The 20,539-nt window shown below is 38.4% G+C and carries 20 protein-coding genes; 6 read left to right on the top strand and 14 right to left on the bottom strand.

Annotation, left to right across the window (positions count from 1 at the left end):
* Window positions 1-5: 5 nt before the first annotated feature.
* The 3 genes from CIL03_RS14750 to CIL03_RS14760 all read left to right on the top strand — a co-directional run bounded on the left by CIL03_RS14750 (window position 6) and on the right by CIL03_RS14760 (window position 3,009).
* Window positions 6-1,688: a cbb3-type cytochrome c oxidase subunit I gene (locus tag CIL03_RS14750; protein ID WP_094886644.1), complete on the top strand. Its 1,683-nt coding sequence runs from the start codon at window positions 6-8 to the stop codon at window positions 1,686-1,688.
* 127 nt (window positions 1,689-1,815) lie between these two features.
* A complete protein-coding gene (locus CIL03_RS14755) occupies window positions 1,816-2,448 on the top strand; it encodes an SCO family protein (protein ID WP_094886645.1) in 633 nt (210 codons plus the stop codon).
* 3 nt (window positions 2,449-2,451) lie between these two features.
* Window positions 2,452-3,009 carry a hypothetical protein gene (locus CIL03_RS14760; RefSeq protein WP_206207709.1) on the top strand — a complete coding sequence of 186 codons (558 nt, stop codon included), beginning with the start codon at window positions 2,452-2,454 and terminating at the stop codon, window positions 3,007-3,009.
* Window positions 3,010-3,079: 70 nt separating this feature from the next.
* Here the strand turns inward: CIL03_RS14760 and CIL03_RS14765 are convergent, their stop codons facing one another.
* The 7 genes from CIL03_RS14765 to CIL03_RS14795 form a co-directional block, all read right to left on the bottom strand.
* Window positions 3,080-5,464: a polyprenyl synthetase family protein gene (locus tag CIL03_RS14765; protein ID WP_094886647.1), complete on the bottom strand. Its 2,385-nt coding sequence runs from the start codon at window positions 5,462-5,464 to the stop codon at window positions 3,080-3,082.
* Between the two features lie 596 nt (window positions 5,465-6,060).
* Window positions 6,061-6,279 (bottom strand): spore germination protein, encoded by a 219-nt coding sequence (locus tag CIL03_RS14770; RefSeq protein ID WP_094886648.1) that lies wholly within the window; start codon window positions 6,277-6,279, stop codon window positions 6,061-6,063.
* A 68-nt stretch (window positions 6,280-6,347) separates the two neighbouring features.
* Window positions 6,348-6,716: a spore germination protein GerPE gene (locus CIL03_RS14775; RefSeq protein ID WP_094886649.1), complete on the bottom strand. Its 369-nt coding sequence runs from the start codon at window positions 6,714-6,716 to the stop codon at window positions 6,348-6,350.
* Between the two features lie 17 nt (window positions 6,717-6,733).
* Window positions 6,734-6,907 carry a spore gernimation protein GerPD gene (locus CIL03_RS14780; protein ID WP_094886650.1) on the bottom strand — a complete coding sequence of 58 codons (174 nt, stop codon included), beginning with the start codon at window positions 6,905-6,907 and terminating at the stop codon, window positions 6,734-6,736.
* Entirely contained in the window at window positions 6,904-7,488 is a 585-nt protein-coding gene (gene gerPC / locus CIL03_RS14785; protein ID WP_165767968.1) for a spore germination protein GerPC, read from the bottom strand. The genes CIL03_RS14780 and gerPC overlap by 4 nt, the downstream gene beginning before the upstream one ends.
* A gap of 72 nt (window positions 7,489-7,560) precedes the next feature.
* Window positions 7,561-7,770 carry a spore germination protein GerPB gene (locus CIL03_RS14790; protein WP_094886652.1) on the bottom strand — a complete coding sequence of 70 codons (210 nt, stop codon included), beginning with the start codon at window positions 7,768-7,770 and terminating at the stop codon, window positions 7,561-7,563.
* Window positions 7,771-8,008: 238 nt separating this feature from the next.
* Complete coding sequence (locus CIL03_RS14795; RefSeq protein WP_094886653.1) at window positions 8,009-8,221, bottom strand: spore germination protein; 213 nt, start codon at window positions 8,219-8,221, stop codon at window positions 8,009-8,011.
* Window positions 8,222-8,321: 100 nt separating this feature from the next.
* On the opposite strand from CIL03_RS14795, the gene CIL03_RS14800 reads away from it, so the two are divergent.
* The gene (locus CIL03_RS14800; RefSeq protein WP_094886654.1) at window positions 8,322-9,500 is read left to right on the top strand and encodes a DUF418 domain-containing protein; all 1,179 of its coding nucleotides are present in this window, start codon (window positions 8,322-8,324) and stop codon (window positions 9,498-9,500) included.
* 35 nt (window positions 9,501-9,535) lie between these two features.
* On the opposite strand, the gene CIL03_RS14805 is transcribed toward CIL03_RS14800, so the two are convergent.
* Window positions 9,536-10,732: an ornithine--oxo-acid transaminase gene (locus CIL03_RS14805; protein ID WP_094886655.1), complete on the bottom strand. Its 1,197-nt coding sequence runs from the start codon at window positions 10,730-10,732 to the stop codon at window positions 9,536-9,538.
* Window positions 10,733-10,907: 175 nt separating this feature from the next.
* On the opposite strand from CIL03_RS14805, the gene CIL03_RS14810 reads away from it, so the two are divergent.
* Window positions 10,908-11,261, top strand: a complete 354-nt coding sequence (locus CIL03_RS14810; RefSeq protein ID WP_094886656.1) for a YisL family protein — start codon at window positions 10,908-10,910, stop codon at window positions 11,259-11,261.
* Between the two features lie 238 nt (window positions 11,262-11,499).
* Here CIL03_RS14810 and CIL03_RS14815 read toward each other — a convergent pair whose 3' ends face one another.
* On the bottom strand, window positions 11,500-11,940 hold the full coding sequence (locus CIL03_RS14815; protein ID WP_094886657.1) for a cell wall hydrolase: 441 nt from the start codon (window positions 11,938-11,940) through the stop codon (window positions 11,500-11,502).
* 525 nt (window positions 11,941-12,465) lie between these two features.
* On the opposite strand from CIL03_RS14815, the gene CIL03_RS14820 reads away from it, so the two are divergent.
* On the top strand, window positions 12,466-13,965 hold the full coding sequence (locus CIL03_RS14820; RefSeq protein ID WP_094886658.1) for an alpha-amylase family glycosyl hydrolase: 1,500 nt from the start codon (window positions 12,466-12,468) through the stop codon (window positions 13,963-13,965).
* A gap of 66 nt (window positions 13,966-14,031) precedes the next feature.
* Here the strand turns inward: CIL03_RS14820 and CIL03_RS14825 are convergent, their stop codons facing one another.
* From CIL03_RS14825 to CIL03_RS14845, 5 genes are all read right to left on the bottom strand, one after another.
* Window positions 14,032-14,904 (bottom strand): SDR family oxidoreductase, encoded by an 873-nt coding sequence (locus CIL03_RS14825; RefSeq protein WP_094886659.1) that lies wholly within the window; start codon window positions 14,902-14,904, stop codon window positions 14,032-14,034.
* A 158-nt stretch (window positions 14,905-15,062) separates the two neighbouring features.
* Window positions 15,063-15,242, bottom strand: a complete 180-nt coding sequence (yppF, locus tag CIL03_RS14830; RefSeq protein WP_094886660.1) for a YppF family protein — start codon at window positions 15,240-15,242, stop codon at window positions 15,063-15,065.
* 67 nt (window positions 15,243-15,309) lie between these two features.
* On the bottom strand, window positions 15,310-16,527 hold the full coding sequence (locus CIL03_RS14835; RefSeq protein ID WP_094886661.1) for a hypothetical protein: 1,218 nt from the start codon (window positions 16,525-16,527) through the stop codon (window positions 15,310-15,312).
* Between the two features lie 407 nt (window positions 16,528-16,934).
* Window positions 16,935-19,169, bottom strand: a complete 2,235-nt coding sequence (locus CIL03_RS14840; protein ID WP_094886662.1) for a beta-propeller domain-containing protein — start codon at window positions 19,167-19,169, stop codon at window positions 16,935-16,937.
* Window positions 19,170-19,648: 479 nt separating this feature from the next.
* On the bottom strand, window positions 19,649-20,515 hold the full coding sequence (locus CIL03_RS14845) for a DegV family protein (protein WP_094886663.1): 867 nt from the start codon (window positions 20,513-20,515) through the stop codon (window positions 19,649-19,651).
* Window positions 20,516-20,539: the final 24 nt, after the last annotated feature.

Raw genomic sequence — 20,539 nt, forward strand, 5'->3', positions numbered from 1 at the left:
CTTAAATGGAAACAACAGTTTTAAAGGAATCATTTATAGAAAAGTCAAATAAGAAATTAGGTGCAAAACCTGAAGATGCACGTATTTCATTAACATATTTATCTTTAGCATTTATCTTATTGCTTGTAGGCGGAACTTTAGGTTTAATTCAAGGACTTAACCGTGCTGGACTATTTGAACTGCCCGCATGGCTGAACTATTATCAGGTATTGACAGCACATGGAATTTTACTTGTAGTTGCATTTACTACTCTGTTTATGACTGGCTATTTTTACGCAGGGGTTTCACACACACTTGGAGGGTTGACTTCAAAGGCAAGAAAATTTGCCTGGAGTGCACTCGCCTCATTGCTGGTTGGAACTGTAATGATCATGACCACAGTAGTGATGGGTGATGCGTCAGTAATGTACACATTTTATCCCCCAATGCAGGCTTCACCTTGGTTTTACATTGGGTTGGTATTCCTGGCTCTTGGAATATGGTTGGCTGGAACAGGCGTATTCTTGAACGCAGCAAGCTGGAAAAAAGCTAACCGCGGTCAGAAACTGCCATTGTTTTCATTCTTTGCAGTTGGAGGTTATCTTCTGCTGATCCTTGGAAGCCTTGGTATTACTGCTGAAGTATTAATGCTCATCCCTTGGGCATTTGGCTGGACAGAGACAGTTAACGTGATGCTTAGCCGAACACTCTTCTGGGCTTTCGGGCACACAGCAGTTAACGTTTGGTATTTAGTAGCCGTTTCCGCATGGTATGTTGCAATTCCGAAAATAATTGGCGGAAAAACATTCAGTGATGTATTGGCAAGAGTGGTTGTTATCTTATCCGTAATTCTTAACGTACCAGGTGGATTCCACCATCAAATTATCGACCCTGCTATAACACAAGGGGTAAAATTCATGCACGTGTTTATGAGTTTATCAATTGCACTTCCATCACTATTAACAGCATTTGCAATGTTTGCGATATTTGAACGTGCTGGAAGGAAGAAAGGTGCAACAGGACTTCTTGGCTGGTTTAAAAAACTGCCATGGAAGGATGTGCGTTTCCTTGCACCAATGATTGCAATGATTACATTTATTCCAGCTGGAGCAGGTGGAATTGCACAAACGAATAACCAATTAAACCAAACTGTTCATAACTCTCTATGGGTAGTTGGTCACTTCCACTTAACTGTAGGGGTAACGGTTGCACTGACGTTCTTTGGAATCACTTATTGGCTGATTCCATATTTAAGCAAACGTGTAATGACAGCAAGACTGAATAAATTAGGACTTATTCAAACATGGCTTTGGGCAATTGGAATGCTATTCATGTCAGGATCCATGCACTGGGTTGGACTTCTTGGTTCACCACGAAGAACATCTTTCTCAACATATGGAGACAATGCTACAGCATTAAGCTGGGATCCATACCTGATGTTCCTTGGAATTGGGGGAACACTTCTCTTCATAGGTGTAGTATTGATGGTTTATATCGCATTCCATCTTATGTTCAGGGCACCTAAAGGACATACAGAGTTTCCTGTAGCAGAAGAAGAAAAGGATGCAGCTCCAACTCCAAAATGGACAGAACGCTGGGGACTATGGATCGTGCTGGCAATCGCAGTCATTTCAATGGGATATGTTATTCCAATCGTTGACATGATCGTGAATGCACCTCCGGGATCACCTGGATTCAGAACCTGGTAAGCTATAAGCTGCCATAAGCACTTTTTTGCAGAAGCTGTACGTGATAGGAAAATAAAGGAATAGCTCATTCTGCAGGGCTATTCCTTTACCCTTAAGAGCAATTAAATTTATGTAGGAAGTGATCGTTATGATCAAAAATAAGCATAATGCCGTTGCAATTATAGTTGTTTTATTATTTGGAGTTGCTTTATTTTATGTTGGTACAGATGGCTTTCAGGCATATACTGCTGAAAGTGCAAGGACTGCGAAATTAATTGATGAAAAACCTTCTTTTCCCGAAGTTACATTGGAAGACAGTCAGGAAAGAATGTACCCCTTCTCAGAATTCGAAGGAAAATACGTAATGCTCACATTTATTTATACTTCCTGTACAGATGTATGTCTGCAATTGGAAGTGAATCTGGCAGAGGTATATGATCAGATTCCCGAAAAATATATTGGAGAAGACATCGTATTCCTAAGTGTCAGCTTTGATCCGACAAGGGATACACCCGAAGTTTTGGATAAATATAGAAGTTATTTTGAGAGTGATGGAGAAACCTGGAGGATGGCAAGAATTCCTGATCAGCAGGAATTGGATTCTTTGCTGGATGATTTTGGTGTCATTGTTATCCCGGATGGAGAGGGGAATTTCGTTCATAACTCTGCATTTTATTTAGCAGACAGAGAGGGCAAACTGATCGATGTTATGGATTATACCAAAATTGATGAAGCAGCCCAAAAAGTTACATCAATTCTTGATGCTGAAGCGGGGGAATAAATTATGAAACAGGCAATCTATGGGTTGGTGCTGTATGTTTTCTTAATGCTTCCACCTGTTGCTAATTTAGCAGAATCAGTTATGACCATTCATATGCACATGCAAATGCCCTTATTTGTAATTGCAGGTATGCTAATGACTCCATATTTAAAACAACGGTTTCCAACGTTTTTTGCTAAATGGAATCGTAATGGAGTACCCGGTATTATTCTTTTTATGATTATTATCATGTACTGGATGCTGCCGCGTACGATGGATGAGGCACTGACTATCTATGCAATTGAAATATTTAAATTTATCAGCTTGCCATTTTTGGCTGGAGTTCCGTTGCGTGACAGCTGGATCAAACTAGGAAAAATGGGTAAAAATATAATTTTTGTTACATTGAGTTTACTGTGTGGCTTTATGGGAATCTTATATATTTTTTCTCCCGAACAACTATGCAACAATTACTTGATTGTTGAACAAATAACTCTGGGCTGGGCGTTTTTATTCCTTGCATTAAGTATTATAATATATTTTATACAGCAGTTTTTCGTTGATAAAACAGAATATGAATAAAAATAAACAGGAAAAAGAAACCGTAGACTGCACAGAGAATACGGCTTCTTTTTTATTTTAATTAAAATGTTTAATAATCGCGGTTGATTATATAATTTAATAAATGCTTCAGAAAAGGACTGCTCACCGTAAGCTCCTGCAGCACTTCCATAGCAAGACAATAATGTTCCCACATCGCCTTTTTGGCACCTTCCACCCCGAGGACAGATACAAAGGTGGATTGGTTGTTCTCAATATCTTTGTTGGTGGTCTTCCCGAGTAAATCAGACTCTCCTTCAACATCAAGCAAATCATCTTTAATTTGAAAAGCAATACCAGCATGCCGTGCGAATTTCTTCAAAACTGCTATTTCTGATTCTGTTTCTCCTGCAAGGATTGCGGGCATGATGAGAGATGCTTCGAATCCTATTCCGGTTTTATAATAGCTTAACCTGTTTAATTGTTCGAATGTTAAATCTTTCCCTCTCGAGTTCAGATCCATTGCCTGTCCTTTGCACATATCTGCTGTCATTTGGGAAGAAAAGTGAATAAGACGAAGAATTTTTTCTGAATCAAATTCTTTAAGAGATGCTTGTTCAGTTGTTGCCTTTTGTGTAAGGAAGAGGCCTGTTAATTCTGCGACGGCAACGTTATATTCCTGATGCAGGGTTGGACGTCCTCTGCGAACATTTGCATTATCCTGTGATGGCAAATCATCGAAAACCAGAGATGCTGTATGCATATATTCCAATGATTTCAAAAGTGGCATAATTGCTGAACCTTCAAGTCCATATGCATGAACACCCATCATCCAGGTTATGATAGGCCTCAGGCGTTTTCCATTTCCAATTAGACTGTAATTTGCAGCATCAATGATGGGCTCATTCAGCAAATAACTATCATCACTTTTAGAGATCGGCAAGCTGTTGTTCACTTGACTGCGAACAGTTTCGACAGTCTGCGAAAATTCTTCCTTTTCCTTTCCTTCCTCTTTCAGAGTGGAAATAATATGGTCACGCAGCAGTTTATCAAAGAAATCCACATCATCTGCTTTTTCGACCATTTTTTGTATAATACGATTAAACTTTGGATTTCCAGAAGCAAATAATTTCATCACTTCATCATATCCTTGATTTCCCATACGTTTCTTAAATCGTTTTAAACTATTTATTGCTCGATTCAAAATAACTTCACGTGTCTTCTTATCAGATTGATACACATTATGGATCAAATGTGAGATGACCGTCCAGTATAATTCAAATGGATTTATAAGATCACTGCGTTTATCATGATATTTCATATAATAGGTATAAGGTGTGACTGCACCTTGTTTGAGATCATCAAACATATCTGTAAAATCATCAGCCAGCTGGTTATAAATTCCGTAATAGAATGTTCGATCGCCAAAGCCTTTATCAGGGGCTGCACTGATTACGGAACGGACGATCAATCGTGAACTTGCTGACTTTAAAATGATCGGGATGAAGAGCTCTTCATTGGTGTAGGCAGGGTTTGACAAGTCCTTTTCACGATCCACCTCTTGAGAATGAAAAAATACATAGGATTGCTCAAAGAAACTTTCAATTTTCTCTTGTTGCTGGTGTGTCTTAATGTACTCAAAGGCTTCCCGGAGTTCGGAATGAATAAAGCGAATCAGCTCTTGGTTGTCCCAAACCCCCTCGTTAAGTTCCGGCACAGATCCCGTAGTAAGCGCAGTACGTATTAAATTCGAATATTGTTTTTTCTCATGACTCGACAAAACGCTTGAATCCAGAAGGTCGTCAATAAATGGGTAGGTCAGCCCATAGGAATAGCCCAGTCTTATTGCTTCATCCAGTTTTCGGGAACGTTCCTCAGGCGAAATATTACCATCCATCTCTTCGTTTTCATGCATTAGCACCCCGGCGATGATTTTGATCAGCTTACGTTTAGCTTCGTCTGCATCTATCTCTTCAGGAATATTGGATGATACAATCTTTAGTTTGTTTACCAGCCAGATCATTGTAGATTCAATGTTTTCTTTCTGAGCCAGGCGATATAAACCAGCCATACTGAATGGCTCCAATTTGTTACTTTGGTTTGTTGTTTTGGAATGAGTCAGGTAATCTTTTAAGCTATCAACGACTTTCTGTACTCTGGTCTGAGTATGTGGATCATTCAAGTCTTTCCCCAGATCCCGCATATAAATATAGGAGATGCTTCGATTTAGATAGTTACCCAGTTTTCCAGTGTAATTCAGCCATTGGATATAATTATGATAATCATGTTTTCCGGTTTTTTTCTTTTTGCGTGAAAGAAAAGCTGGAAATGAATGATAGTGAATATGATTTTGTTTCCAGGATTGAATATCCTTTGTCAGAGTATGAACAAAGGTCTTTTCCATGAGTTCAGCAGAAAGGGTTCTAAAGTAAGCATCAGCCCTTAACTCCGCCTGCCGATAGCATGTATCGGCATTTATTATTAAATTCTCATTCATAGTATAATAACCCCTGCTTATTTTTATTGTTTTTGCATTTAATTGGAAGTGTAAGAGTTAACTATTTTTTCGTTCAACTACTTTGCCGATTGGACATAAAGATTCAGAAACTCAGTATTAAGTTTAACATATATTCATTATTATTCTTGCATTCCAACAGATATGTAATTATAGCCATTTTCGGGTGGAGCCTAGTTAGATTGTAGCATATGGAGGATGAATAAATTGTTAAATGCTGTGAGCAATTTCTATAGACTGCGAACTAACTTAATACTTAATATGATGTTGAGTTACCGCTGATGAATTGCATTAGTAATAATATACAAAGTATCTAACCGCCTCACCAGTTCGGGTGAGCGGAGGGCGGTGACTCCTGCGGGAATAGCACGTGTCCGAAGACCCCGCAGAGTGGTTTTCTCGAGGAGGCTGAGGCCGTGCCCGCGGAAAGCATCCGCCCGGGGCGATCCCGAACGGCGATTATAGCAGATACCAATTATGTCGCACTTTACATCAATTGTGGATCAGGTTGAAATATAAGAAGTGGCTTGTAGAAAAAGGAAAAAGACAGTCTGAGGATTTCAGACTATCTTTTCCACTTAAGCATTGGCTGTCTGGTTCTGATCGTTTACATCAGGGTCAAATGGATTGGTCGAACTGATTCCATTATTTGTACAGATGAAATCCCCAGTGTTTAATGATCCGGATCCGGTATTTGTTTTGGACGTGCTTTTTGGTGAGAGATAAAAAGAGTCACCAAAATTTACAACCCCGCCGCCAACACTATTTATTTTAATTGGGCCAACGATGGATGGCATACAAAACACCTCAGAGAAAAGTAACTTCATAGATTAGGTTATGAAAATAAGGCAATTGATGTGTATCGCTATGACCTTAGCTTTCGGAAATGTTTAATTCTTGAGTCAGCGTTAATTTTATCAATGCAGCCGACCTGAAACACGGAAGAGGAGCTTACCCCGATTACCTGAGAATTTTGTACGTAAATTGCATCTTTATGTTTTGTTATTTCGATTGCTGTATTGCTTTTTTGCTTCAGCCAGTTTGCTTCCCTTTTAAAAATGGGATAGTCCTGGAAGTGAAGATTTTCCTCTTTCGTAAAGATTGCTCCTTCCTTTTGTACGGCAATCCCATTTGACTTTTGATTAGTGGAAACTGTGTCGCCAATACCGAAAATGGAACTAAAAGTTACGGAATTTACATGTATATTCATGACTTCTGCTGTTCGTTTCTGCATTTCTTTAAACCTCCAGATTAAGGTGCCAATGGTACTATATTGCCAATCGTAAACGCTTCGGGAGGAGTATCGAAAAAGGAAGAGAGTGCCATTTCTTCATTATCCCCAATCAGAAATACAGATGAAGCTGCAATATTGTCGACCTTTACATGTTCGACGTTTACATCCCAGTTGTGCATTTCAATATTCATTGATCTTCTCCTTTTCTTCTATTAGTTTGGATATAATTCAACAATGATTGGTGAATTTCATGTTTAATTTGATCGCTAATATACTGTTTGGACTGCTGATCATTTGTAATGGTTGAATCCTTTAAAGCTTCCTGTTCGTAAAGAGATATACGGCCGGGGAGCTGTTTCTCAATATCCTGGATCATCATTAACTGAAAATCATCATCAATCGGATGATTATATTTTGCCGAAAAGTCCTGGATTAGGGAAGGACCGTTTTCATGTATATAACCACTTAATTCCGATATAAGCTTTTGCTTTAATGGCGGTTCCTTTTTCTGCAGAGGATTTTGGTGGACATTAAAGTCTTCAATATTGGCTAAATCGTTGGGGGATATACCTATATGAAGGGTACCATCCAGATGTTCAATTTTTAGTTGATCAAAGTTATATTCAATTTTTTCGATTGTATTTGTGTTTCTTTCCTGAAAATCATTTTCGAGTTTAAGAAGTCTTTTTTCCAGTGCTTCCATCTTTTTTTCCTGTTCTGTTATGTGCTGGTGCAAATCATAAATATAATTGGTCCATTCATTGCCATTCAATGACCTCATCCCCCTCAGAATAATGATAGGCAGGCGCCTATCAACAGTTTATGCATATAAATGGAAGATGTGCTATGGTGCTTGAGGGGAAAGTGGTATGATTGGAGAAGCACTTGAAATTGGTTCTGCAGCTTCTGCTGGCTCGGTAAAACCCCCGGTGTTATAAATATCAGATTGTGCCTGAATGCTTCCAGTACTGCCAATCTGCAGAACAGATGAATTGGTAATCGATCCCACTTTAATCATATGAATCTGGATTGACTGATGGATGGTTATATTCAATTTCGCTCACTCCATTATTAGGGGATGTTCAAAAAGTCACCAAATTATAAGCGCCGAATCTCGCACGAATGCTTGTTTTTCTGGTTCTCACGTATCAATTGCATACGTTCCGATCCTTGGAAAAGAAAAGCACTTTTCCTGCGTGCGATGATTATTCAGTGAAGCTTTGTCTAGTCCTCAAAACTTCGCCGCCTCGACCTTCTTGCTTCTAATTCGGCAACTTTTTGAACACACATTATTAGCTAATTGACTGATCCACTTTATCTGAATCATAAACATTTGTGTTGGAATTGTTTAGATGAATACGAATTCCGTCTCCCGTGTTAAAAGAGCCGCCGCCAGCATATGTTTTCGCATTGCTTTCAGGACACATGGAATACACATCACCAATATTGAAGATGCTTGATGAAGATATATTGATTACTTTAACTGCACCCACTTTTGCCGGCATTGGATTTCCTCCTTCAGGTTAGTTTATGTAAATACAAATAATTGTTGAAAATTTTTGTTTCAACTCTGAAAATCCGGAAATACAGGAAAGGACTTTTTACATGAATAAAAATGTTTCACCAATCAAACAGACAAACAGGCTTATATGGATAGATGCAGCAAGAGGTTTTGCTGTATTTGGAATATTTATTGTGAACATTGGAGCTTTTTCAGCCCCGTATTTTTTGTATGGCGGGGCAGAGCAAGCCTGGTCTTCCAGTATGGATCTTATTACACAGGCGATTATTGATATTTTTTTCCAAGCCAGTTTTTATACTCTCTTTTCATTGCTCTTCGGATTTGGCTTTCAGATCATGAAAGAACGGCTGATTGCACGTGAGGCGGATATTTATGCTTTTTTAATCAGAAGACTTTTCATATTAATTGGTTTTGGTATGATTCATGCATTTTTTATCTGGTATGGGGATATTTTATTGTCCTATGGGCTAATTGGTTTATTGCTGCTGCTATTTTTGCAGGTAAAAGAAAAAACACTAATTCTATGGGGCGTTATTTTATTAGGGGGCAGTGCAGGATTAGTAACCCTGATGCTGTATCCATTTCGAGATTATTTAGATATATATGATGGAGTTGCTATTCGTCAGGCATTCCAACACTATCAAAGCAGTGACCTGATAATGATCTGGTCGCAAAACTATAATGACTGGGTTTACAGCAATGGCGGGATCAGTTATTTACTGCTTGGAACAACATTATTGCCATTATTTTTATTCGGCATGTATGTGGCAAAAAAACGGTGGCTTCATAAGCCGATGGAAAATGAACCGCTATTAATCAGATTGTGGATCATCTCCTTCGTGCTATTTGCAGTCATAAAGGCAGGGCCATATATCTTTGGAAATCCACTATGGTTTTCCTATATTCAGGATAATATTGGAGGGGCAGCATCTGCATTATTTTATATCTTTTCGATAACACTGCTTGCTCAAAAGGAAATAGGGAAAAAACTGATCCAGCCATTTATTTGGGTCGGGCGCATGGCCCTGACGAATTATATTATGCAATCGGTAATTAGTTTTATCTTATTTTATGGAATCGGTGCAGGACTGTATGGTTCCATTAGGCCGATCACAGGGGTTGTGATTGCCATAATAGTATTCAGCATTCAGGTTCTTTTTAGCAAATGGTGGTTTTCCCGCTATTTATTCGGACCATTGGAATGGATTTGGCGGAGTTTGACTTACAGGAAAAGACAGCCTTTCCGGCAAATGGAAAAATAAAGAGATCGGCTCACCTGAGTCGATCTCTTTTGCCTTTAACCTTTTAAAACTTCTTTAATTTGATCCAAAGCCCAGTCAAGATCTTTCTTTTCGATGATAAGCGGTGGAGCAAATCGGATTACATTTTCATGTGTTTCCTTACATAAAAGACCTTTTTCTTTTAATGCTTCACAATATGGGCGGGCAGATTCTGACAGTTCAACACCAATGAACAGTCCTTTTCCACGGACTTCCTTAATGATTGGATTATTAACTTTTTTCAGTTCGCCCATCATGTAATTTCCCAGCTCCAGGGAACGTTCATCCAGTTTTTCCTCTTCCAATACCTCAAGCGAAGCAACTGAAACCGCAGATGCTAACGGATTACCTCCAAATGTGGAACCATGTGATCCTGGGTTGAATACACCTAGGATGTCTTTATTGGCAACTACACAGGAAATAGGGAAGACACCGCCGCCTAAAGCTTTACCAAGAATAAGGATATCCGGTGTTACATCCTCCCAGTCACAAGCGAACATTTTTCCAGTGCGTGCAAGTCCTGCCTGGATTTCATCAGCAATATATAAAACGTTATTTTCTTTACATAGGTCATAGGCTTCTTTTAAGAAACCTTCAGGTGGAATAACGATACCTGCTTCACCTTGAATTGGTTCAAATAAGAAACCGGCAGTGTTTTCGTTAATTGCAGCTTTTAATGCTTCAATATCACCATAAGGAATCAGTTTAATTCCTGGAAGCATTGGTCCAAACCCTCGCTTATATTCCGCTTCCGATGACAGCGATACGGCAGTCATAGTTCTACCATGAAAATTCCCTTCACATGCAATAATCTCCGCCTTGCCTTCAGCAACACCTTTTACATCATATGCCCAGCGTCTTGCAGTTTTTATTGCTGTTTCAACAGCCTCAGCACCTGTGTTCATTGGCAATGCCATTTCTTTATTGGTAAGCTTGCAAATCTTTTCATACCATGGACCAAGCTGATCATTGTGGAAAGCTCGTGATGTCAATGTTACTTTATCCGCTTGTTTTTTTAATGCATCAATAATTTTTGGATGACGATGGCCTTGGTTTACTGCGGAATATGCACTAAGCATGTCCATATAACGATTGCCTTCCGGGTCCTCTACCCAGACGCCTTCAGCTTTTGCAATTACAACAGGAAGCGGGTGATAATTTTTTGCTCCGTAAACTTGAGTCTGATCAATAATTTCCTGACTTGTTTGTACCATACTAACCCTCCAGTAATTCATGAATTCAATACATATTTGAAAATCTAATTTTAGTATAACAGTTTTTACTGGTTTTTACTTTCATTTAACAGCTTGAGAATGTAATAAATGAATTTTTGCCTCGTCCATGATATGATACGATTATTAAGTAAATATTTATATTGGAGGACATCGCATGACACATATGCATATTACCGGATGGGCATTGGCACTTATTCTATTTATTGTCGCCCTTATCATGTACAACCAGGGGAAAGGGAAACCTGCGAAAATCGTACACATGATTCTGCGTCTTGATTATTTATTTATTCTGTATAGTGGTGGAGATCTGATTGCTAATTATTTTGGCGGAAGCTCATTTTTACCGGAAGCAATTGTTAAAGGAATAGCCGGTATCTGGGTAATTGCCGCAATTGAAATGATTCTAGTGAAAACAAGTAAAGGAAAACCAGCAAAAAGCTTTTGGATTCAATTTATAATTGCATTTCTGATTACATTAATCCTCGGATTCTGGCGTTTGCCGATGTAAGTAGAAGATCATACTACAAAGAAGACTGACTCACAAAATATAAGCAGTTCCGATAACGTGGAGAAAATCCAAAATCACAGGTCAAATAACATAGAAATTAGCAACATAAATAACAACTTAATCAGCACACAAAAAGCTTGAGGGAAATAAAAACTCAAGCTTTTTGATTTGAAGAATATATAGCTTATTTAATGACATGTTAGTTGAAGAACAGGTAACAACTGTTACCAAGATTTTTTTAATACCTGTAAGCACTTTCACATGTATTAGCCTGTGGCTCATAATAACAGTGCAGTTTATATTGCCCTGCAAATGGCTGACCATACCATGTAGGTGGACATTCACCAAAGGGATTAAAATACCAAAGAGAATACTTAGAAGGATGTTGTCCCCAATACTTTACTACTTTTCGTGCCAATTTTTTCTCTACATCTCTTGCTGGTCTATAAAATAAACTACCTTTTTGTACTGCTTCAAAAGAGTAATTTCCACCCTGAACTTGAAAAATGACATCCCGTATGGATCTTACATCCCTAAAATCTAAACAATCAGCTACTGCCCGATTTACAATGACATTCCCAACCATAAGCATCCCCAGTTGTCCTTCACCCACAGCCTCTGCCCGTACCATCCTTGCAATTAAACCAATGTCACTTTCGGTATAGGCTACTCTTGTCACTTTTCATCACCCCTACCAAGAATTGTATTAAAAACAGCCTGCAAATATGTCAAGTGGTTACATTTCATTAGGGGAATTAGTAAAGCCCATCAGTACCTCATACCGTTAGTATCATATACTTTTTACAAGGACCTTCTAATTTATCATTGAAATTAGTATCCAAATTTACAGGATGACAGCAGGTATTGTAAGATGCTATTTTGAGTGCTGTTTTATGCATTTCTTCTTCATAAAGGTTGATGTACTAACGAAAAAGGGCATACCAATAACTGTGCTAATTCATAAGCTAAATACATTGGAGTGAATCTCCTGCGAAGGAATGTTCGAACTAAAACTACCACAACACACGCTAGTTCGAACCTTCTCAAGTCGTGTGGGGCGCAGTCTGTACGTCGCTAAACGGATGCTTACGATTTTGTTCATATTTGAACCTTTTTTAACAATTTAATAAAAATTATTGACTATTAAAATACAGGGGTAATAATAGAACATGGACCTTAATACATGTTGGAGGAAAATATACATATGAAAAAGACGGCATTTTTGCTGGCATTGATTTTATTTTTTGCATTTACTGTAAATTCAAAGCCAATCTCAGCGCAAGTTGACAGACAGATACAAGATGAGATTATTTATAATATACTGGTTGATCGGTTTAACAACGGAGATTTCAACAGGGATGATCAGATAAGAATCGATGATCCCAATGCATATCAGGGTGGTGATCTTCAAGGGATTATTTTAAAGTTGGATTCTCTTATCGAAATAGGCGTCACCACACTTTCCCTATCTCCGATTATGGCAAATGCCGAAGACGGCTACCATGGATACTGGATAGAGGATTTTAACAGTATTGATGAGCAATTTGGAACAATGGAGGACTTACAGCTTCTGATTGAAGAAGCACATGATAGAAATATGAAGGTTGTTTTGGAATTTGTTCCCAACTTTATTTCGTCAACCCACCCAATTGCTTCAGATCCTGAAAAAGAAGATTGGATACTTGAGCGAAATAATGTATCAACAGACTGGGGAGAAGAGGCAGTAGCGTTAAATCAGGAAAATCCCGAAGTACAAGAATTTTTAATAGAAGCAGCTGAATTTTGGATGAATGAAACAGAGATTGATGGATTTAAACTGCATGCCGTGGAACAGTCCTCGTTGGATTTCCTTGAGAAGTTTACAACAAAAATAAAAGATCAAAACCCTGAATTTTACTTGATCGGTGATGTATTAAATGAAGATGCAGATACGGAAGAAATTATAAACAATACTGCAATTGATATTGTTGATAATCCTTCACTATATCAATCGATGTCTGATACTTTTTCGGAACTGGGACAGCCTGTTTCCGATTTGTATGATGAATTTCAGGAAAATGCGACAGATTCCGATTTGCTCTATATGGACAATAAGTACACTGATCGGTTCACACAAAAATTTTCAGAGAATGGAAGAAATTCACTGACCGCGTGGACATTGGCATTAACCTATATGTATACAACACCAGGAGTTCCGTCTATTTTACAGGGATCTGAATTACCAATGTATGGCGATGCCTCTCAAGCACAGAAATTAATGCAATTTAATAGTGGGGACGCCGAATTAACAGAATTTCACAACCGTATCTCCTCATTGCGTTCAGAGTTCCCTACGCTAGTTTATGGTGATTTCGAAATTGTTGGTTCAAGTGGGGCGATGAGTGTATTTAAAAGAACTTACGATGGTAACACGATGTATATTGCAATAAACAATGATGATAAAGCCCAATCGGTAGCAGTTGATGGAATTGAGTCAGGAATGCAGCTGCGGGGCTATCTTGGTGATAACCTTGTACGTGAGAATGATAAGGGCGAATATAAAATCGGTCTCGCACGTGAAACAGCAGAGGTTTACGTTATTCAGTCTGATGCAGGATTTAACTGGGGGTTTATCGGCTTTGTCGGAGGAATCTTTTTATTATTTGTATTTGTTGTAATTTATTTAAGCCGCAAGCAAAAAAAGAGAGAAGCGAAAAATGGATAACTAATTGAAAAAGCTCAGTCAGGAACTGAGCTTTTTCATATACTGTATGTGACTGGCTCTGTGGTATTATCCCGAAACAATGATTCCGCCATTTACGTGAATCATCTGGCCGGAGACGTAGCTTGAATCATCACTGGCTAAATAAACATATGCTGGTGCCAGTTCCTGTGGCTGGCCAGGCCGTTTCATTGGTGTATTGCCGCCAAAGGAATCCACCTTTTCTTCAGTGAAGGATGCTGGTATTAATGGTGTCCAGATTGGCCCCGGAGCAACACCATTCACCCGGATCCCCTGATCAGCCAAGGCCCCAGATAAGGATCTTGTGAAGGAAGTAATTGCACCCTTGGTTGCGGAATAATCAATTAAATCAACACTACCCTGATATGAGGTGATCGAGGACGTATTAATAATTGAACTTCCTTCTTTTAAGCTTGGTAAAGCTGCTTTTGTCAGGTAGAACATGCCAAATACATTGGTGCGGAATGTTCTCTCAAGCTGTTCGCTGGAAATATCCAGAAAACTTTCCTGTGGATGCTGTTCAGCTGCGTTGTTTATGAGAATATCAATTTTTTTATATTTGTCCAATACTTCAGTCACGGCAGCCTCACAAAAAGTTTGATTTCCAATATCACCATTAATTAATAAACATTTCTGTCCTGCTTGCTCTACCAATCGTTTTGTTTCATTCGCGTCCTCATGTTCATCAAGATAAATAATGGCAAGGTCAGCACCTTCTTTGGCAAAATGGACACTGACTGCCCGTCCAATTCCACTGTCTCCACCCGAGATTAATGCAACTTTGCCTTCCAGCTTGCTGCTTGCCCGGTAATTTTCACGAATGTATTCGGGTTCAGGATGCATTTTTGACTCAAGTCCTGGCTGTCTATCCTGTTTTTGTGCGGGAGGTGTTTGTTTTCCGTTGTGTTCTTCCATCCCCATTAAAATCTCCTCCTTGAAGGTATTTCTGCTAATAACCTTCCCTATAATCATTTTTTTCAATCATCGTGTATTCGAAGCAAGAAAAAAAGCCCCTAAGAGGACTTTTTATTTCAAACTACTAAACAAGGAACCAGCTATCCATCCGAGATTGAGGATATTTATTCATGTGCTGATACAGCACCTTGCTTATGCAGATAGGAGTAGATTTGATGATAATCTTTTATATCAATTTCACCGGTAATATATTGCTTCTGATAGTAATCGAGTAAATCATTAACGGATGTTTGTGAGGCCTTTCGTTCTATTTTGAAATCAACTGCTATTTTTCCTATAGGCATGGAATTCCTCCTTCATCTAATTTAGTTAGTACAACCTTTTCTAAAATATATGAAGATGGGAGCCAGTTCATTCGATATTTTTTCTCGTATATGAAATCCATAAAACAACCAGGCCGATCAGCAGAAGTAAACTTGCAGCAAGCAGGTTTTGTGTATAAAAGGGAGTGGATGGCAGGTTGATCCATTCCGCTAATGCCTGGTAGAACAAGAGTAATTCATTCAAGATAAACCCAATAAAAAAGATAATAAAACCATTTCTTGTGTGACGTATCGGCTGCAGGATGCCTATCATCTGATATTGCGTTAGAATAAAGATACTGATAAATCCGAGCAATGTAAAATGCAAGTAGCCAATGATGACACTTCTTGTTTCATAAATGAGATGGGAAAGAGAAGGGAAAATCAATCCCAGTTCCATTGTGCTTTTACCAAACAGCAGTGCGAGTGCAATCCAAATACAGGCAACAGTCAGTTTGGAAAATGATGTCCCTATTTTTTGCCAGACCTGCTTTACTGCCAGCAAGATACATACAACACCTGCCCATTGGCCAATACTTCCAATTACAGCAACTGCTTCTGACAAACCACCTAAGTCTGCCCAAAGAACAGACAGGAAATAGCCAGGGATTAATGCTATGAAATAAAGCCAGAATCCAATATGTAGCAGAGAACTGCGAAATTGTATTTTGTTGGAATATAATAGAAAAATAAATAATCCAAATAAGAATAAAGTCAGCCAGCCATTATATTGAAAATGCAAGTAAAAATAAATTGCCATGTCGAATAAATATGAATCTTTCATTCCATTTGCTGAAATATATGCCAATGCGTAAGGGCCTATGGAAGAAAAAACTAATGAAATAAGTGCGCCTTTGATAAATAAATTCGCAGTTCTTTTTTCTGCATGTTGTTTTTTTATGTAACGGTAAATGAAAGACACCGTCCAATATTCAACGAAAATATGTAATGTGGACATGACGATCGAAACTACAGCATAACCCTGATAAATAAAAGCTGCAAACATAAGAAGCGAAACAACAAACACCGCACATGTTACTGCAATTGCTTCTTTTTTTCGATTGATTTTTGGCCAGCAGATAAATAAAAAGATGATAAATGCACCTAAAAACGCCCACCCCAGGATAGCCAGATGTGAATGAGCATGTAAAATATTTGAATATGGTACAGACATGCCGGGATAGAATGGGAATGCTCTCATTAAGACACCGGATAGAGCTGTAAGCATGAAGAAAAAGAATGTGAAATGAACAAATATTCTAGGCATGAAAAATCCTCCCATACATGCGTTCAAAAAAAGAGGACAGCTAACTCTACCGGCCAAATTACACAGAAGGAAAATCGTCAAGACTTTTTGAACAGTAGAATGTGAATCCACCTGTCTTTATCATAGGGAAAATAGAGCCAAAGTTGCAATGTATTAAGGGAAATGTCAAAAAAATATTATAAAGGTTTGTCGGAAATCGCACAAAGTTTTAGAATGGATGATAGAGGTGAGATGATAAAAGCGGGCTGGGAACGAATCAATGACTTAATAAATCCAAATAAGAACGCACTTGGGAATATAGATTGATCATAAACATGATGGATAAATGGAGGTCGTATGAAATCATTCAGAGTATAATCATAAAAGCGGCTTTGAGGATAGCTCCTTAGGCCGCTTTTACTCGTTTACTATTGTATATTTTGTTCAGGCAATGAAACTGATTTTATACCATTTTTATCGTTTAAATCATATACTTTCATCTGATCATACGAAATAGTATAAATCACATCATCCACTGAAACAATCCGTTTCACTTCAGATTTCCATTCTGGATATTCGATATTGCTTTGCTGATGGGTAATGGTATCCTTTAGCTTGATTCCTTCTTCAGGTGTAATAGAGTACAGAAGGGCACCCTCAAATAGAAACTTTTGATCTTCATAGGTGATATCTCCCTTCTGTATTTTCTTTGTTTCAAAGAGTGCAGCAGGGAAACCAAATAGGTTTTCAGTTGGATGCTGATACAATGCCTTATGATTATGATTTAATTCAGAGTAGGAATGTCCCTGGCCGATAACTTCACTGAATTTCTCTATTGGATTGGCAGGATCACTTACATCAAACAGAGATATTTTTAATCCATCCATCTGCACGAGTGGTTCGGATCCATGTTCATTATCAGCTAATTTTGTATTTTGCCCAAAACCAATCAAATGATTTTCATCAATCGGGTGCAGGTAATTACTGAATCCTGGTATCTTTAATTCTCCCAGTACAGTTGGATTTGCGGGATCTTTTAAGTCAATAACAAAAAGTGGATCTACCTGTTTAAAAGTCACCATATAGGCAACATCTTCCATGAAGCGGACACTGTAGATTCGTTCACCCTCAGCAAGTCCTTCAACAGCCCCCAAAGGATTTAAGTTTGCATCAAATGTATATAAATTGTTCGTTGAAGGCTCATCGTTACTCCACATATCGCCCTTTGTTGTTGCAACCCGGAAGGTATCATTGCGCTCATCCATCGCAAATTGGTTAATCAATGTTCCATTCACCATTGTTTGGGCCTGATAGCTGATATCTCCTTCGTCAATTTTAAACTGCATGATTTTTGTATTGGCAGCAGGTCTTGCAATCATAATATCAGCAGATTCGTTATTGCCAGCAGTTCTTTTGTTCTTTTCATATTGGTTTACAGCGATATAGATATGATTTTCTGACATATACATTTGATTGGATGCACCCAGATAGCTTTGTATATTTGCTTCTTTTTCCAGATCATCTAAGCTGATTGATGCCAGCTGCAAGAAGTTATTCTCTTCACTGTCAGGAAAAAAATACATATCATCAAATGAAACAGCTTTTGCCTCATCTTCACCAGCACTATCCTTTATATGGGGTCTTATTTCTTCCTCAGGTGTTTCAAGAATCTGATAAGGAGGATGTTCATTTGTAATTAGGTATAAATAGTCATCCATTTTTCTCGATGCAGTTAAATTTCCTTCTATTGTTACTTCCCTGACTTTTTCAGGGTTGCTTTTATCTGTTACATCATAGATGAAAACAGCAGTCTGATTTCGTTGGGGAGGGTATATAGCAATTTCGCTATTCTCTTCTGCGTCCCCGGATTTTTTGATTACTTCTTTTCTGATTGGCTCGTGATTGTAACCAATAGTTATTAAATAGTTATTGTGAAGATACAGCTCGCCAGGATTGAAATTGTTTTCCTTGATAATGCTGACAAACCCGCTATCATGTTCTTTCGTTGATGCTATGATAATATCTGTATCACGTGCAAAGTATATAAATTCTCCATCATTTTTTACGTTGTCCCCTTCGTCAACTCCCGCCACTTGGATATTTGTTTCCGAGGTTGTTGAAGTTTGACTTTCCCCGCTTACAGCCATATCTGCTGATTCATTGCTCGCTTCCATAGTAACGCTTTCTTCGGTGAAAAGCCTGCCTTCATTGGGCTGCATTCTTTCTTCAAGAAGGGATACAAGCTGGTCTTTATTTTCAATATTCGGTACGTCTTCAACAACAGTAAATTTATGGGTAAGCGAATCAGATAATTCCTTTTCCTCAGCTGTTAGTACCTGATTTGAAATAGTTATATGGTAATCTTCACCGATGGTGTAACCGTCTTTCGGATGTTTTAATGTTAGAATCGTATTTGAATCATTCCATTCCATGGCAATAGATACATGTTCATTATTGGCATCCGTGATGGTTATCGTTTCTTCTGTGAATGTATCCGGATTCATTTGCTCGGAAAAATGAACTGTCCAGTCTTTAAATGTCTGTGCATGGCTTGAAGCCGTTGGAATCTCTGCAGTTATTCCATTAGCAGGAAGTAAAGTAAAAGCCAATGCAGTTAAACCAATGATACCGACAGCAGCAATCCAGACAATTTTATTTTTCATTATGACACCCCTCGTATATGAAAATTTTTCCTTTAAATAATTAGACGAGAGTAAAAGGAATCGGTTACATGTATCATGAATTGTTTTTTGAAAGTGGGATGGATCGGCCTTGAATTAGCCTTAAAGTTGAGAGAAAAGGACGAGAAGTTGAGAGACAACCTTGTTATAAAAGAACATCATTCAACTTCGACTCAATGTCTCTCAACCCTGGCCTCCTGTCTTTCAACCTTGCCCCAATGTCTCTCGACTTCGACACAATATCTCTCAACCATGAAATTAAAGGAATAATATAAGAAGAAATTGCACATAAGGGTTGAAACTTCAAGGAATGTGGAATATCGTTATAGAATGTGTTCTTGAAAAAAAGCTTGACCCATTCAGAGTCAAGCTTTTTCGGCAGTTAAGAAAGTATAAATCCTTTCTTGCTGCATAAGTGCAACTAAGGTATTCGCCGTAAGGCTTGGCAAATGCCAAGTTTTCTAAGAGTTCATATTTGGTTTGTTTGAGAAAAAGAGTGCGATGGTTCCTGGGCCGGCATGGGCGCCAATAACAGCTCCAACCATTTCGATAAGGACAGATTCGGCACCGAATTTTTCTTTGATCATGGAAGCTAGCTGCTCGGCCCTTTGCAAATCATCACCATGACTGATTCCGATGGTCTGGTTTTTAAAGTCGGCACCACGGTGCTCCATAACATCAATCATGCGCTGCAGGACCTTTTTCGAGCCTCTGATTTTTTCAAGTGGAATTAATTTTCCGTCATCCACATGAAGAAGCGGCTTTATTTTTAATAATGACCCAACGAAGGCAGCTGTTTTACTTACTCGGCCGCCGCGATACAGGTATTCGAGATCATCAACTGTAAAAATATGTTCCATATGTTCAGCCTGGTATGTAGTCGACTCAATAATTTCTTCTGCAGAAGCGCCATCTTTTGCCAGTTTTGCAGCATGAAGGATAACAAGGCCATAGCCAATCGAAGCACATTTTGTATCAATGACATGTAAAGTTGCATCCGGATATTCTTCCTTCACTTCCTGCTCCATCATCTTAGCTGTCTGATAGGTCCCGGATAATTCAGATGAAAAAGCGAAATATAATAATGGCTGGTTTTCTTTGGCATACGATGTAAAAATTGATTTAAACGTTTGGGGAGATACTTGAGAAGTTTTTGTCATTTTTCCTTCTCTCATCGCATCATAGACGGTTTTTGGTTCTATTTCTATGCCATCTTTAAATTCTTTTTCATCTAAATGAACAGTTAATGGTACCATTTCAATGTTATATTCGTTATAATGTTTCTTTGACAAATCACACGCAGAATCAGCAAGTATTTTAATCGTCATTTTATCACCTTCATTCATTTTATT

The sequence above is a fragment of the Virgibacillus indicus genome (assembly GCF_002266285.1).
Lineage (GTDB): Bacteria > Bacillota > Bacilli > Bacillales > Amphibacillaceae > Virgibacillus_K > Virgibacillus_K indicus.